Consider the following 14,679-nt stretch of genomic DNA (forward strand, 5'->3'; position numbering starts at 1 on the left):
TATGATCAAAAGAATTGTCCAAATTTCGTTTACGATTGCGCTTCTTATATTATTGGTAAGCTGTAAAAATGCAAAACAAAAGCTGCAGGAATATGTCACCACTTATAATAGTACGGCTGCAGGTTTTAAAGCTGATGATGTTACGCTTACAACGGCGAGAGGTTATATTAATGATGACAAAATCGAATTGCGTTTTGAAACTAATTTAGAGCAAAATGAATCTAATAAAGTAAAAGCCAATACATCGTTTCCTAAGTTACTGAAAGAGATGATCAATAAAAATGAAATTCCTAAAGAACTCGTTGAAGAAGGGATTCAGTTTGATGCTTATTTTTTAGCCAGTGATAATACCGTTCTTGTAAAAGAGATCATAAACAAAGAATCTATAAAGGAATTATTGCAGTAATAATTTGATTTTATAATAGTAAAAAAGCCGCTTTAATCGTTTTTAAAGCGGCTTTTTTATTTGCTTCGAATAGTTGGTTTGATAAAATTGGGTTTCGATTTTTATTGTAAATGTTTATTTATTTTATGATAATTTATTTGTAGTCAAATAATTACATACTTTATTTTTGCGAAATGATGTTGCTTTTGTTTGAAAAGTTCATTATGTTTGAGTTAAAAAATAACCTAAAACCTAAAAATTTATGAAAAAAATTACCCAAATCGCATTTACTGTTGTGATTGTGTTAGTATTGGTAAGTTGTAAAAATACCAAACAAAAAATTCAGGAACATGTAAGTACTTATAACAATTCGTCATCAATAAAAGGAAGTGGTATTACCAGTACAACGGCAAAAGCATTTTTGAATGACAATAAAATTGAAATTAGAATTGAAACCAATTTAGAAGAAAACGACACCAATAAATTGACTTACAAAGAGTCGTTTCCTGATTTGCTGAAAGAAATGATCAAAAACGATCAAATTTCAAAAGCATTGATCGAAGAAGGAGTAAAATTCGATGTGTACTTTTTAGCATATAATAATGCTATTCTTGCGCAAAGAGTAGTTGATAAAGAAGAATTAGCTGTTTTAGAAAACGGAGATTCTAAAGAAAAGGTAACAGCAAAACTCTAGTTTTAAGAAAATAATAAAAAATAAAGCCTCTTTGTATGATTGCAAAGAGGCTTTATTTTTTATCGTTTAGTAACATTCGTTAAAATATCCGGGAAATAAGAATCTGATAAATGAGCAAACTCATCACCACGCATGAAGATATTACTATCAACATCAGCAAAACTATTTTTACCGGCTGCTGCTAAAAGTTCATTGGCGGCATGTAAGGTATTTTTATGAAAATGATAAACACGATCTGATTTATCTGTGACAACCAAACCTTTCATCAACATTTTGTTTTGAGTAGCTACTCCGGTTGGGCATTCGTTATTATGGCAACGTAGCGCCTGAATACAGCCTAATGAGAACATAAAACCTCGAGCGCTGTTACACATGTCTGCACCTAATGCAATTGCGTGTAAGATAGAATAGCCCGAAATAATTTTTCCGCTTCCAATAATGCGTATTTTATCACGAATGTTCAAGCCTATCAAAGTTTTATTTACAAAAATTAAGGCAGGTTCAAAAGGCATTCCAACACCATCAGCAAATTCTAAAGGGGCAGCTCCGGTTCCGCCTTCGGCACCATCAATAGTTATAAAATCTGGGTAAGTATCCTCGGCAATCATTTCGTGACAAATCGCTTCAAATTCGGCAGTATTTCCAATACATAATTTAAAACCAATAGGTTTTCCGTTAGATAATTGACGTAGTTGTGCAACAAAATGAATAAGTCCTTTTACGTCTGAAAAAGCATGATGACCCGGAGGAGAAAGTATCATTGTATGTGGTTCGACTCCTCTTATTTTAGCAATTTGTTCGGTGTTTTTAGCGGCCGGAAGTACACCTCCGTGACCTGGTTTTGCACCTTGCGAAAGCTTAATTTCGATCATTTTTACGTTAGGAAGATTCGCTTTTTCTGAAAATTTTTCAGGACTGAAATTTCCTTCGGCATCACGGCATCCAAAATATCCTGTACCAATTTGCCAGGTAATATCTCCCCCGCCGGCAAGATGAAATTCAGTTAAGCCACCTTCTCCGGTATTTTGGTAAAAGTTTCCTTTTTTTGCACCAATATTTATTGCACGAACAGCATTTTCGCTTAACGAACCAAAACTCATTGCCGAAACATTAAATAAAGAGGCCAGATAAGGTTGTTTGCAATCTTTTCCTCCAACCAAAACGCGAGGTAATTCCTCGTTTACTTTTGCCGGAAAAATAGAATGTTTTATTCCTTCGTAATTATCTTGATTTAAATTTTGCTGTGTGCCAAAAGGTGTATTCGAATCGATGTTTTTGGCTCTTTGGTATACTAAAGAACGCTGATTTCTTGAAAAAGGTTTTCCGTCAGTAGATCTTTCGATAAAATATTGCTGGATCTCAGGCGCAATCATTTCAAATAAATACCTGAAATAACCCAAAACAGGAAAGTTTCTTAAAATAGCATGCTTTTTTTGAAGTATATTATAAACGCCAACAACCAGTAATATCGGGATAATAATAACGAGTAAGAAACCTCGCTTGGTATAAAAATAAATTGTAACTACAATTATAAACAATAAGAATCCGTAGATAAAGAATTTTTTTCTCATGTTCGTGAAAAATTAATGAGTAATAGTTTTAATAATTAATTGAATCGCAAACGCACATAAACATGTTTAATACCTTTTTTGTCTGATTCTCTTTCGTCGATTTCAAGAATATCAGTCAGCGATTTTAACATTGGCGTAAGCTTAGAAAAACCATAATTACGTGGGTCGAATTCAGGTTTTTTCTTTACGATCAAGTTTCCAACATCTCCTAAAAATGCCCAGCCATCGTCGTCTTCAATGTCTTCAATTGTAGCTTCGATAAGTTCGATAGTTGGAGCATCAATTTTATGTAATGCTTTTTCAGCAGGTTTTTCGACAGGTTTTTTAGCGTCGGCAGCAGTTGTCGCTTTAGGTTTTTTCTTCTGGATTGCTCCGTCAAGAACTTCAATATAAATAAATCTGTCGCAGGCAACTATAAATGAGTTTGGTGTTTTCTTTTCTCCAATACCAATTACTTTCATACCGGATTCCCTTAGTCTGATGGCCAAACGAGTAAAATCGCTATCGCTGGAAACAATACAAAAACCATCCAGTTTTCCTGAATATAACAAATCCATAGCGTCGATTATCAAAGCAGAATCAGAGGAGTTTTTACCTACTGTATAGCTGTATTGCTGAATAGGCGTAATAGCATGTTCTAATAAAACAGCTTTCCAGCCATTAGAGTTTGGCTTGGTCCAATCAGCATAAATACGTTTTGTGGTTGGTGTGCCAAATTTTGTTATTTCTTCCATCATGCCTTTTACATTACTGTAAGGCACGTTATCGGCATCAATAAGAACGGCTAATTTGAGATCTTTTGAGTTGCTTAAAGCCATTTTTTAGGTGTTAGAAAAATTAGTACTTCCAAAGGTAAAACTAAAATTGGTTTTTATTAGAATTTGGTCCCGAATTAGTGTTTTGTTTGATATTAATTATTTTGGTTATAAATAAGAGTTTTTTTATAATTAAAACTATTAAAGATAAACTTGTCTTTTATATTGATTTTGAATATATTTGTAGTTCAATCAACAAATTTGCCTATGTTTTCAAAAGCCTGCGAGTACGGAATCAGAGCTTCGATATTTATTGCCACTAAATCCTCAAAAGGAATTAGGGTGGGGATAAAGGATGTTGCGAAAGAAATTGATTCTCCGGAACCTTTTACTGCCAAAATAATGCAAATTTTGACTAAAAACGGAATCATAGAATCCTCAAAAGGAGTAGGAGGAGGATTTGAAGTTTCTGATAATGCTGTAAAATCAATAAAACTTATTCAGATTGTTGATGCGATAGATGGCGATACTATATATAAAGGTTGTGGTATAGGATTGAAAGAATGTTCAGAAACAAAACCGTGTCCCGTGCACAAAGAGTTTAAAAAAGTACGCGAATTGCTTTTAGAAATGCTTACCAATACGACATTAGAGCAACTTGCTTCAGGAGTAAAAACGGGTGATTTTTTTCTTAGAATAAATGATAGAGAATAACATATAAATTTAGATAAAGATGAATAAAAAAATTAAAATTTCGATTGTATTGCTATTGGGATGTTTAGCAATAACCTCTTGTGGTAAAAAAGATGCTGCAACCACTCAAGAGCCAGCAGAAACAAACGAGACTACATCAGATGAAGGACATCCTGCTGCTGCAAGTAATGTTTTGGTTATTACCGGGAACGATGAAATGCAGTTTAGTACAAATGAGCTAAGAGCCGAAGCCGGAAAACCAATTACTTTAACCCTAAAACATACTGGAAAAATACCTAAACAGGCAATGGGACACAATGTAGTGATTTTAAAAGAAGGTATTAATGAAGCGGCTTTTGCTGTTAAAGCAGCGGCTGCTCAGGAAACAGATTATATCCCGGAATCAGAAAAAGCTTCGATTATTGCGCATACGAAATTACTTGGCGGAGGAGAACAGGATACAATTGAATTTACTATAGATAAAAAAGGAACGTATAATTTTTTATGTTCTTTTCCTGGACACTTTGCGATGATGAAAGGTGTATTAATTGTTGAATAAATAACGGACTCTAATCCTTATTTTGGGTTAGAGTTTTTTCTTAAACCAATAAAAGATTAATTTGTCTTTTATTGAGAAAATAAAAAAAAAATATAATTATGGAGAATTTAAGAGATAAAACGGTAGGAGCATTCGTGACCGAAGATTTTAGAACAGCGGCGGTATTTTCAAAATACAAAATTGATTTTTGCTGTAAGGGACATAAGACAATTAATGAAGTTTGTTTGAAACAAGGAATTGAAACCAGGGTTTTGCTCAAAAAAATTAATGAAGTTGTGCTTGCAGAAGATACAAATGTTATAGATTTTAATTCGTGGCCATTAGATTTACTGGCAGATTATATCGAAAAAACACATCATCGTTATGTATTAGATAAATCGGTTATTATAATACAGTTTTTAAACAAACTTTGTAATGTTCATGGAGGCAGACATCCGGAGTTGTTCACGATAAATGAATTGTTTAACGCAGGGGTTGTTGAATTGTCGCAGCACATGAAAAAAGAAGAAATAATTTTATTTCCTTTTATAAAAAACATGGTAAAAGCTAAAGAAAGAGACGAAGCTGTTCCTCAGCCCGCTTTTGGATCAGTTGAAAACCCAATTGCTATGATGACACATGAACATGAGATAGAAGGTGAACGTTTTCGTGAAATTTCGAATCTGACGAATAATTATACCGCACCAAGTGACGGATGTACGACCTATAAAGTAACATTTGCAATGTTGAAAGAGTTTGAGGAAAATCTTCATACGCATATTCATCTTGAAAATAACATTCTGTTTCCAAAAGCGATTGCGCTGGAAAAAGAGTTTTCGTAAAGCATAAAAATTGTAATTAAGTAAAAAATGCACTGATGAATAATTTATAGAAGATTATTGTCGGTGCATTTTGTTGAAATAGTATCAATTATTTTAATCTCATAAAATGAAATTCCTGACTAAAATAGGCATACAGAAAAGCTGGATAATAGTTTGTTTTTTTAATTTTTTAGTTGCCTCAATAATGGGATTAGTAATGCGTTTTTTGTATTTATTTCCGCTAAAAAATATAAATTATAGCTATTTACTTCACGGGCATTCTCATGTCGCAATGTTAGGATGGACATATTTAATGCTGTACGTTTTGATAGTGCATTTTTTTATTCCAAAAGACAAAAGAAGAAAACCTATTTATAATCGATTGTTTTGGCTTACAGAATTTGCTGTTATAGGTATGATGATCGCTTTTCCTGTTCAGGGCTATGCTTTGTTTTCGATTCTGTTTTCAGTAATGCATATAGTATTAAGTTACGTTTTCTGCGGATTGGTCTGGAGGGATTGCTGCAAAGGTAAAAGAAGAGATAAAAAGCTTTTACTAGGAGCTATTTTATTTATGATTTTCTCAACAGTGGGAATTTGGCTTTTAGGTCCTGTAATAAGTTTAGCTGGCAAACAAAGCATCTTTTATCAAATTGCGATTCAGTTTTTTCTTCATTTTCAATTTAATGGATGGTTTTTATTTGCTGTTTTGGCTTTGTTTTTAAGGCAAATTAAAAATGAAATAGAAAAAGAAAATTCCCTCCTGTTTTTTGCTTTGCTTATCGCCGCAACGATCGCAACTTTTGCATTTCCGGTAAGTTGGTATGTCAAAAACAATATAGTAAAATGTATTAGCGGTATTGGAGTTGTGTTGCAGTTTTTTGCTTTTGTATATTTCTATAAAATGCTAAAATCACAAATTTCTTCATTTCAGGCCTCTTTAAGTTCTACTACAAAAATGGTCTATAGTCTGGCAATCGGTTCTTTATTTCTTAAAATTATTTTTCAGTTAATGCTTCTCATTCCTGTTCTAGCTGAATCTTCGCACCAAATAAGGGGATTTGTAATTGGTTTTATTCATTTAACTACTTTAGGAATTATTACAGGTTTTTTGTTTGGAATTCTATTTCAGAATAAATTAATTTCAGATAAGTCTTCTTTTGTTCGGTTAGGAGTAAAATGTTTTGTTTTTGGATACATAATAACCGAAATCTTACTGTTTCTTCAGGGAGGATTTTTTTACTTTAATAAAGGAGTACTGCCTTGGTATTACGAATCTATTTTTATAACAAGCGCACTGATTGTTCTGGGTTTGGTTTTGATTATTGTATCAGAACTTAAAATAAAAAAAATAAGGGTTGATTAATTAAAATCACCCTTATCTCTTACTAATGAATCAATCTATTTAAAAAGTATTTTCTGGTTTGTTGTTAATTGTTTTTAATAAATAATAAATCAATTTTGATTTGTTTTAATAGACTTCAAAAATAAGGGATGATTTTGTCTTTTATAATGATAAAAGTCATGTTGTAAAATATTAAGATGTTAAATTTAAATTTTTCCTCTTTTCAAATTTTATTTATAGTCGGGAAGCGTTAGAGGTAAATGGATTTCGATGGTTTTATTCTGATTTTTTTAATAAAAATAAGGGGCAAACTCGATTTTAGAATAATAATCATTATTTTTGCACCCTGTATAAATTAAAATTATTACTTCAAAATATATTTATGGTAAAAGATTTATTCGAAAGAATTCAGAACAATAAAGGACCATTAGGAAAATGGGCTTCACAAGCTGAGGGATATTTTGTATTCCCTAAATTAGAAGGGGAACTTGGTCCAAGAATGAAATTTGGTGGAAAAGATATTTTAAATTGGAGTTTGAATGACTATTTAGGTCTTGCGAATCACCCAGAGGTTCGTCAGGCAGATATTGATGCTGCAACTCAGTTTGGAGCGGCTTACCCAATGGGAGCTCGTATGATGTCTGGACATACTAAATATCACGAGCAATTAGAAAATGAATTGGCTGAGTTCGTAATGAAGCCAGCTGCATATTTATTGAATTTTGGTTATCAGGGAATGGTGTCTATTATTGATGCTTTGGTAACTAAAAATGATATTATAGTTTACGATGTAGATTCTCATGCTTGTATCATTGATGGTGTTCGTTTGCACATGGGTAAACGTTTTACTTACAAGCACAATGATCTTGAAAGTATGGAGAAAAACCTTCAGCGTGCTGCTAAAATGGCAACAGAAACTGGCGGAGGTATTTTATTTATTACCGAAGGTGTTTTTGGAATGAGAGGACAACAAGGTAAGCTAAAAGAAATTGTTGCTTTAAAAGAAAAATATAATTTCCGTTTATTAGTAGATGATGCACACGGTTTTGGTACTCTTGGTAAAACAGGAGCCGGAGCAGGTGAGGAGCAGGGAGTTCAGGATGGTATTGATGTTTACTTTTCTACTTTTGCAAAATCAATGGCAAATATTGGAGCTTTTGTAGCGGCAGATCAGGATATTATTGATTATTTAAAGTATAACTTACGTTCTCAAATGTTTGCAAAAGCATTACCAATGATTCAAACTATTGGTTCATTAAAACGTTTAGAATTATTGCGTAATCACCCTGAGTTGAAAGATAAACTTTGGGAAAACGTAAATGCATTACAAAACGGATTGCGTACAAGAAACTTTAATATTGGAGATACAAATACTTGCGTAACACCAGTTTATTTACAAGGAAGTGTTCCGGAAGCAATGGTAATGGTAAATGATTTAAGAGAAAACTACGGTATTTTCTTGTCGATTGTAATTTATCCGGTAATTCCAAAAGGAATTATTTTGTTGAGAATGATTCCAACAACTTCACATACTTTGGCTGATATCGATGAAACGTTAACGGCATTTGAAGCAATTCGTGAAAAATTAGAAAACGGTACTTATAAAGAAATTGCAAGCAGAACTACAGTAGATTTAGACGCTTAAATTTCTTGAAAATAAATTCCTGATATGGGAATTATGTAAAAAAATCCATTCGTTATGCGAATGGATTTTTTTTATTTCGACTAAATTTATACTTGTAAAACCCAAGTAAAATTAAAAAGTATGAAAAAATTATTAGCAATAACCGCAATTATTTTAGTTGTTTTTGTTTCATGTAAAAAGACAGAACCAGCACCCGAAATTGTTCCAAGTCCTCCAAAAGAAGCCGAAATTGTTGAGCCTTCAGGAGATCAGTGTTATGCATCAAGACTGAATGGTAATATTGTAGCGTTAAGTTTTAATGTAAATTCACATCAGGAAATAAACGGAAAACTAAGTTATAATCTAACAGGGAAAGATAAAAATGAAGGTACTTTGGTAGGAAATATGAAAGGTGATACACTAATTGCAGATTACACATTCATGTCTGAAGGTGTTTCATCTGTAAGAGAAGTTGTTTTTTTACAAAAAGACGGTGCTCTTATTGAAGGATATGGCGATGTAGTAGATGCAAATAACAAAGTAACTTTTAAAGATAAAAAGAAATTAAAATTTGATACAAAAAATACATTGACCAAGACTGATTGTCCTCAATAATCAGGAATTTAAAATTTGTAAATAATAAAAAATCCATTCGCTTTTAATGAATGGATTTTTTTTTAACTTATTTCTTTGATTTAACTTTATCTACGAATTCACTTGAATTGCCGTTCCAGTAACATTTTTTGCAGCGTTGACCGATAAATTCATGTTTACAATTTTTATAGCCATATAAGATATTTGCACATTCAGGGCATAAGTTTTGCATTAAAGAAGAATCTTTGTAAAATTCACTCTTACATTCATCACAAATTTTTATATCAGGCATTTAATTTAATCGATAGTTATTACTCTAACTTTAAATTTCTTAAAGATATTTCAGGTACGTTTTTCTCTGACAGTGAATTTTGGGATCAAAATTCTTCCATAACAAATGAATTGCTGTGTTTTCAGCTAATTCAGGAGTTCTGATACAATTTTGAATTCCTTTTTCTGAGAATGTTTTATAATATTCATCAAAAATAATTGCTGTAACGCCTTTGTTTTGGTAATCAGGATGAACTCCGATAAGGTAAAAAACAACGTCTTTACTTTGTTTTCTTGCTTTTAGCAAATGAATAAACCCAAAAGGAAATAGTTTTCCTTTTGCTTTTTGTAAAGCCTCAGAAAAACTAGGCATTACAATACTAAAAGCAACCAATTTATCGTCTTTATCTACCACAAATTTGATGTATTCCGGATTGATAAAACTGATGTATTTCTTCTTAAAATATTCTTTCTGAACATCTGAGATTGCTACAAACGAAGCCAGTTTAGCATAAGATTCATTAAACAAATCAAACATTTTATCCACGTGTGGCATAATGTCTTTTGTTTTGGTAAATGTTAGAGATCTTAGACCGTATCTTTTTTTGATTAATTCCTGTGCTTTAAGGAAAAATTCAGGTTTAACATTCGAAAACGGAAAAATGCTTTCTATATATTCCTTTTCTACCTGAAAGCCCAATTGTTCAAAATGAGTGACATAATAAGGATTGTTATACCATGTAATCATGGTTCCCATTTGGTCGTAGCCTTCTGTAAGAACACCAACTTTGTCCAGGTTCGAAAAACCCATTGGGCCTTCAACATGCTCCAGGCTATGTTGTCTTCCTAACTCATATACTTTTTCTAATAAAGTCTTTGTTACTTCGATATCATCGATAACATCAAACCATCCAAAACGAACCTTTCTTTTGTGTTGATTGTTTACCTCAGACCAATTGATGATTGCTGTAATTCTTCCAACAATTTGATTGTCTTTGTATGCAAGGTAAAAATAGGCTTCGGCGTTATCAAAAGCAGGATTTTTTGTTTTATCAAAAGACTCTAATTCGTCTGCAATAATAGGCGGAACCCAATATGGATTGTCTTTATAGAGAGAAAACGGAAATTTGACATAGTTGGTTAATTCCTTTTTGGTTTTGGCTTCTTTAATTGTAATCATCAAGATTCAGTATGTAATTGTCTCTTTACTTAGAGGTTATTAAAATTTATTCGTATTTCGCTTTACGCTTTCTTTCTTTTGCCTGATAATCGATTTCTCTTTGTTCCATCTGGTTATCTTTGTTCTTTTTTGCTTTTTCCTTGCCCTTAAATTGCATTTGTTGTTCTTTATAACTTCCGTCATAACGCCAGGAAACGCCAACTCCTCCATATAATACCGAAGGCGTATTTTTGAAGTTAGTACTAATAGAAGCATCAACCTGAAGATTAGAATTGATTAAGTAAGCCGCTCCGCCACGAACAATAGCGTCGCTGTAAAAATCGCTTTTGTAGCCTTGGTTTTCAACAAAACCGGACCATTTATCATTAAAGCCATGTGTCAGGGTCAAAACGTAACCATAACTAGGATAATCTGTTCCTATATAATCTGCAATAATATTGGTTACTAAAACCCATTTTCCTCCGCCAAATAAATTTTGGGTAATCAAGGCTACTTTTGGTGAAATGGCAGATTGAGGAGAAAAGTAATACGGATTATCAGCACCGGTAAAATTTGCTCCTGCAAAAATAGAAACCGCAGGAATCAGTTCATGCCAGTTAAAACTATGGTTGGCTTTGTAACTATAAATATTAGCTTCTTTTTTATAGTTTTTATAAGGATCATAAATTAAATATTTAGCTCCTAAAACCGTTTGTCTGAAATTATTCTTTTTATAACTGGTGTATGGCGTATCAAAATTTTCCATTTGGTATTGCAAATCCAGGATAAATTCTAATTTTTCTAAAAAAGCACCATATCTTAGGGTTAAATCTGTACCAAAACCGTTTGCATCATAATTTAATAGATCGTGTTTTTCTTTTATACCATAAATACCAAGTTCTGCCTGAATTACTGATTTTCCTACCGCATAAGCAGACATCGTTTCACCCGGACGATTCGAGTTGATTACATCAGTATATTGTGCGAAAAAAAGTTGTGGTACGAAAAAAAGTGCTGTAATAAAAAAGTTTTTATTTTTTAACATAAATGTTTTTTTTGATTAAAAAGTAATAACGCATTTCAAATGTACTATATTTTATTATTTATTTAAGATTGATATTTTAATTTTAAACAATGGATTTATTAATTTTGGAAAAAAATTATATGATCATGCAAGAAGCATCTTTTACAAATTTGTTTAAAACGATAATGTGGATTATTGCGTTTTATTATATTTTTAAGTTTTTAGCTAAAATCTTTTTACCGGTATTGGTAAAGAAAGCGGTTGAAAAAGCAGGGGAGAATTTTCAGAGACAACAACAATATAGTCAGGGAACTACATGGCAAAAAACGCGTACAAATAATGACGAAATCATTATAGATACAGCCAATGCTAAAAAACCACGCGAAACCAAAAAGGTGGGCGATTATGTTGATTACGAAGAAATAGATTAAGTTTGTGTCCTAGAGTTGTAGGATTCATCATTTAACCCAAACCAGTCTAAATTGAAAATAGTAAATAAGTTCTATCCGCATGCCCTTGTTATATTGGGCTTTATTATCGTTTCTTTAATTTATTTTTACCCGGTTTTACAGGGAAAACAAATCTTCCAATCGGATATTGCTCAATATACCGGAATGGCTAAAGAGCAAAATGATTTTAGAGCAACAGAGCATTCTGAGCCTTATTGGACCAATTCAGCTTTTGGTGGTATGCCAACCTATCAGTTAGGAGCAAATTATCCTAATGATTTTGTGGGACATATAGACGATATTTTACGTTTCTTACCACGTCCTGCTGATTATCTATTTCTATATTTCTTAGGTTTCTACGGCTTATTATTGGTTTTAAAAACCGATCCTTTAAAAGCATTTATCGGAGCAATCGCTTTCGGTTTTTCTACTTATTTAATCATTATTCTTGGAGTTGGTCATAATGCAAAAGCGCATGCAATTGCTTATATGCCGCTTGTTATAGCCGGATTTATACTGGTTTTTCAGAAAAAATATATTTGGGGAGGTTTGCTCACCATGTTTGCGGTTGCATTAGAAATTAATGCAAACCACTTTCAAATGACCTATTATTTATTGATTTTCTTATTGATATTATCGGGTTATTATGCCTTTAATTTTATTAAAGAAAAAGAATATAGGCCTCTTTTAACAGCAATTGGAGTTTTGGCTGTAGCCGGAATCTTTGCGATTGGAGCAAATGCTACCAATTTGATGGCTACTAGCGAGTATGCTAAATTTAGTACTCGAAGCAATAGCGAATTGACTTTTAATCCGGACGGATCTAAAAAGACAAATGAAAATGCTTTAAGCCGCGAATACATTACAGAATATAGTTACGGAATTCCTGAAAGTTTTAACCTGATTGCGCCAAGACTTTTTGGAGGTTCAAATCATGAAAACGTAGGAACAGATAGCCGTATGTATTCGTTTATGATCGAACAGGGAGTTCCATCAGAGCAAGCTCAGGATTTTGTGTCAGGAATGCCAACATATTGGGGAGATCAGCCTATTGTTGCAGCTCCGGCATATATTGGGGTTGTGGTTTTCTTTTTAGGAGTTTTGGCATTATTTATCGATGATCGAAAAATAAAATATGTATTTCTTTCGGGGGCGCTTGTTTCTTTAGTGCTTTCCTGGGGAAAAAATTTCTCCTTGCTAACCGATTTTTTTATCGATTACGTTCCAATGTATGATAAGTTTAGGGCAGTTTCCTCTATTCAGGTTATTCTTGAATTGTGTTTTCCTGTTTTGGCTATTATGGGATTACAATCTTTCTTTAAAGCTAAAGATGAACCTAAAATACAACAAAAAGCACTTGTACAAACTGGGGTTTTTGGTATAGGAATTATTGTAATATTAGTGTTTGCTAAAAGTATGTTCCATTTTACAGGAAGCAACGATAACTATTTCCTGCAAAGCTACGGACCAGCTTTTGTTGATGCTTTAAAGGAAGACAGAATGACTTTATATTCTGCTGATTTATTACGTTCAGGATTTTTTATTGTATTGACTTTTGGAATTTTATGGTTGTTTATCAAAAATAAACTGGCTCAAAATACTACTTTAATTATCGTTGGTCTTTTAATGATTTTCGATTTATTTTTTGTGGATAAAAAATATGTTTCGGCAAAAGATTTTGTGAGCCCTGTACAAATTGCAGCGCCGTTTCAGGAAACACCTTCTGATGCACAAATTCTAAAAGATACAACACATTACAGGGTTTTTGAAGTAAACGGAAACATGTCCAGCGCACGTGCATCTTATTTTCACCATTCTTTAGGTGGATATCATGCTGCGAAACCAAGAAGAATACAGCAATTATTTGATTATCAAATTGCGAAAAATAATATGGAAGTTTTGGATATGTTGAATGTAAAATACATCATCCAGACAGATAAAGAAGGAAAAGAATTTCCAACTATAAATCCAAATACAAACGGAAATGCATGGTTTGTTAGTACCATAAAATTAGTAAATAAGGCTGATGATGTAATGAAAGCTTTAGATCATATTGATACTAAAACTGTAGCTGTTTTTAATGTACACGAACATGAAGGCAAATTTAAAAGTGCCCGATTAAAGAAACAATGGGATACAACCGGAACTATTAAAGTTGTGGAATACAAACCAAATTATATCAAATACAAGTCTGATAATAAGAAAGATGGTTTGGCAGTATTTTCTGAAATGTATTATAAAAATGGCTGGAACGCATATATTGATGGTGAATTAACGACACATTTCCCTGTTGATTATGTTTTAAGAGCTATGGAAGTTCCGGGAGGACAACATACTATTGAGTTTAAATTTGAACCTCAGGTTGTAAAAACCGGAAGCATCATTACTTTGATAAGTTTTATTGGAATGTTGTTGCTTTTAATTGGAGGTATTTATTTTGAGAATAGAAAGGTAAAAACTGGAGATCAAAAAATCTGATTTTGTTTTCAGAACTATTTATTGCTTATATCATTTAGTATCTTTACATATTATTTTAAATATCTAAACAATGAAAAAGAGCGTTTTAAGTTTTGGTTCTCCTAAAGAATTGGAAGCGAAAAGAATAGCTGAAATAAAATCTCTTTCTTATTTAGAAAGATTAATGATACTTATTGAGGTTTCTTACACCTTGAAAATAGTAAATAGAATTTCTATTCAAAAAAGAATGAAGTTTTACTAATATTTTTGAATCTGCATTATAAAACAACAAACCCGATT

The 14,679-nt window shown here is 32.3% G+C and carries 15 protein-coding genes; 11 read left to right on the plus strand and 4 right to left on the minus strand.

Annotated features, from left to right (window positions below):
• The first annotated feature begins 1 nt into the window (after nt 1).
• Together LNP81_RS13870 and LNP81_RS13875 are read left to right on the plus strand one after the other, a co-directional pair.
• Nucleotides 2-406: a hypothetical protein gene (locus tag LNP81_RS13870; protein WP_230036755.1), complete on the plus strand. Its 405-nt coding sequence runs from the start codon at nt 2-4 to the stop codon at nt 404-406.
• A 241-nt stretch (nt 407-647) separates the two neighbouring features.
• The gene (locus LNP81_RS13875) at nt 648-1,079 is read left to right on the plus strand and encodes a hypothetical protein (RefSeq protein WP_230036757.1); all 432 of its coding nucleotides are present in this window, start codon (nt 648-650) and stop codon (nt 1,077-1,079) included.
• 59 nt (nt 1,080-1,138) lie between these two features.
• Here LNP81_RS13875 and LNP81_RS13880 read toward each other — a convergent pair whose 3' ends face one another.
• Nucleotides 1,139-2,650 carry an FMN-binding glutamate synthase family protein gene (locus LNP81_RS13880; RefSeq protein WP_230036759.1) on the minus strand — a complete coding sequence of 504 codons (1,512 nt, stop codon included), beginning with the start codon at nt 2,648-2,650 and terminating at the stop codon, nt 1,139-1,141.
• A gap of 35 nt (nt 2,651-2,685) precedes the next feature.
• Nucleotides 2,686-3,468: an NYN domain-containing protein gene (locus LNP81_RS13885; protein WP_230036761.1), complete on the minus strand. Its 783-nt coding sequence runs from the start codon at nt 3,466-3,468 to the stop codon at nt 2,686-2,688.
• Nucleotides 3,469-3,672: 204 nt separating this feature from the next.
• Between LNP81_RS13885 and LNP81_RS13890 the strand changes: the two genes are divergently transcribed.
• The 6 genes from LNP81_RS13890 (at nt 3,673) to LNP81_RS13915 (ending at nt 9,041) form a co-directional block, all read left to right on the plus strand.
• A complete protein-coding gene (locus tag LNP81_RS13890) occupies nt 3,673-4,119 on the plus strand; it encodes an RrF2 family transcriptional regulator (protein ID WP_230036763.1) in 447 nt (148 codons plus the stop codon).
• A 19-nt stretch (nt 4,120-4,138) separates the two neighbouring features.
• Nucleotides 4,139-4,657 (plus strand): azurin, encoded by a 519-nt coding sequence (gene azu / locus LNP81_RS13895; protein WP_230036765.1) that lies wholly within the window; start codon nt 4,139-4,141, stop codon nt 4,655-4,657.
• Between the two features lie 98 nt (nt 4,658-4,755).
• The gene (ric, locus tag LNP81_RS13900) at nt 4,756-5,478 is read left to right on the plus strand and encodes an iron-sulfur cluster repair di-iron protein (RefSeq protein WP_230036767.1); all 723 of its coding nucleotides are present in this window, start codon (nt 4,756-4,758) and stop codon (nt 5,476-5,478) included.
• A gap of 106 nt (nt 5,479-5,584) precedes the next feature.
• Nucleotides 5,585-6,823: a hypothetical protein gene (locus LNP81_RS13905; protein WP_230036770.1), complete on the plus strand. Its 1,239-nt coding sequence runs from the start codon at nt 5,585-5,587 to the stop codon at nt 6,821-6,823.
• A gap of 361 nt (nt 6,824-7,184) precedes the next feature.
• Nucleotides 7,185-8,447 (plus strand): cysteate-C-fatty acyltransferase, encoded by a 1,263-nt coding sequence (gene capB / locus LNP81_RS13910; protein ID WP_230036772.1) that lies wholly within the window; start codon nt 7,185-7,187, stop codon nt 8,445-8,447.
• 120 nt (nt 8,448-8,567) lie between these two features.
• Nucleotides 8,568-9,041 (plus strand): hypothetical protein, encoded by a 474-nt coding sequence (locus LNP81_RS13915; RefSeq protein WP_230036774.1) that lies wholly within the window; start codon nt 8,568-8,570, stop codon nt 9,039-9,041.
• Between the two features lie 310 nt (nt 9,042-9,351).
• Here the strand turns inward: LNP81_RS13915 and LNP81_RS13920 are convergent, their stop codons facing one another.
• Both LNP81_RS13920 and LNP81_RS13925 read right to left on the minus strand, forming a co-directional pair.
• A complete protein-coding gene (locus LNP81_RS13920; protein WP_230036776.1) occupies nt 9,352-10,470 on the minus strand; it encodes a GTP cyclohydrolase in 1,119 nt (372 codons plus the stop codon).
• Between the two features lie 46 nt (nt 10,471-10,516).
• The gene (locus LNP81_RS13925; protein ID WP_230036778.1) at nt 10,517-11,494 is read right to left on the minus strand and encodes a transporter; all 978 of its coding nucleotides are present in this window, start codon (nt 11,492-11,494) and stop codon (nt 10,517-10,519) included.
• Nucleotides 11,495-11,583: 89 nt separating this feature from the next.
• Between LNP81_RS13925 and LNP81_RS13930 the strand changes: the two genes are divergently transcribed.
• From LNP81_RS13930 to LNP81_RS13940, 3 genes are all read left to right on the plus strand, one after another.
• Nucleotides 11,584-11,904: a DUF4834 family protein gene (locus LNP81_RS13930; RefSeq protein ID WP_230036780.1), complete on the plus strand. Its 321-nt coding sequence runs from the start codon at nt 11,584-11,586 to the stop codon at nt 11,902-11,904.
• Nucleotides 11,905-11,955: 51 nt separating this feature from the next.
• Complete coding sequence (locus LNP81_RS13935; RefSeq protein WP_230036782.1) at nt 11,956-14,400, plus strand: YfhO family protein; 2,445 nt, start codon at nt 11,956-11,958, stop codon at nt 14,398-14,400.
• A 70-nt stretch (nt 14,401-14,470) separates the two neighbouring features.
• Nucleotides 14,471-14,641: a hypothetical protein gene (locus LNP81_RS13940; RefSeq protein WP_230036784.1), complete on the plus strand. Its 171-nt coding sequence runs from the start codon at nt 14,471-14,473 to the stop codon at nt 14,639-14,641.
• Nucleotides 14,642-14,679: the final 38 nt, after the last annotated feature.

The sequence above is a fragment of the Flavobacterium piscisymbiosum genome, assembly GCF_020905295.1.
Lineage (GTDB): Bacteria > Bacteroidota > Bacteroidia > Flavobacteriales > Flavobacteriaceae > Flavobacterium > Flavobacterium piscisymbiosum.

What these genes read in the sequence shown, in the direction of transcription:
- LNP81_RS13925 (WP_230036778.1), bottom strand. Translation starts at nt 11,494, where the DNA reads ATGTTAAAAAATAAAAACTTTTTTATTACAGCACTTTTTTTCGTACCA.
- LNP81_RS13940 (WP_230036784.1), top strand. Translation starts at nt 14,471, where the DNA reads ATGAAAAAGAGCGTTTTAAGTTTTGGTTCTCCTAAAGAATTGGAAGCG.
- LNP81_RS13875 (WP_230036757.1), top strand. Translation starts at nt 648, where the DNA reads ATGAAAAAAATTACCCAAATCGCATTTACTGTTGTGATTGTGTTAGTA.
- LNP81_RS13930 (WP_230036780.1), top strand. Translation starts at nt 11,584, where the DNA reads ATGGATTTATTAATTTTGGAAAAAAATTATATGATCATGCAAGAAGCA.
- LNP81_RS13920 (WP_230036776.1), bottom strand. Translation starts at nt 10,470, where the DNA reads ATGATTACAATTAAAGAAGCCAAAACCAAAAAGGAATTAACCAACTAT.
- azu (WP_230036765.1), top strand. Translation starts at nt 4,139, where the DNA reads ATGAATAAAAAAATTAAAATTTCGATTGTATTGCTATTGGGATGTTTA.
- LNP81_RS13890 (WP_230036763.1), top strand. Translation starts at nt 3,673, where the DNA reads ATGTTTTCAAAAGCCTGCGAGTACGGAATCAGAGCTTCGATATTTATT.
- LNP81_RS13915 (WP_230036774.1), top strand. Translation starts at nt 8,568, where the DNA reads ATGAAAAAATTATTAGCAATAACCGCAATTATTTTAGTTGTTTTTGTT.
- capB (WP_230036772.1), top strand. Translation starts at nt 7,185, where the DNA reads ATGGTAAAAGATTTATTCGAAAGAATTCAGAACAATAAAGGACCATTA.
- ric (WP_230036767.1), top strand. Translation starts at nt 4,756, where the DNA reads ATGGAGAATTTAAGAGATAAAACGGTAGGAGCATTCGTGACCGAAGAT.
- LNP81_RS13885 (WP_230036761.1), bottom strand. Translation starts at nt 3,468, where the DNA reads ATGGCTTTAAGCAACTCAAAAGATCTCAAATTAGCCGTTCTTATTGAT.
- LNP81_RS13905 (WP_230036770.1), top strand. Translation starts at nt 5,585, where the DNA reads ATGAAATTCCTGACTAAAATAGGCATACAGAAAAGCTGGATAATAGTT.
- LNP81_RS13880 (WP_230036759.1), bottom strand. Translation starts at nt 2,650, where the DNA reads ATGAGAAAAAAATTCTTTATCTACGGATTCTTATTGTTTATAATTGTA.
- LNP81_RS13870 (WP_230036755.1), top strand. Translation starts at nt 2, where the DNA reads ATGATCAAAAGAATTGTCCAAATTTCGTTTACGATTGCGCTTCTTATA.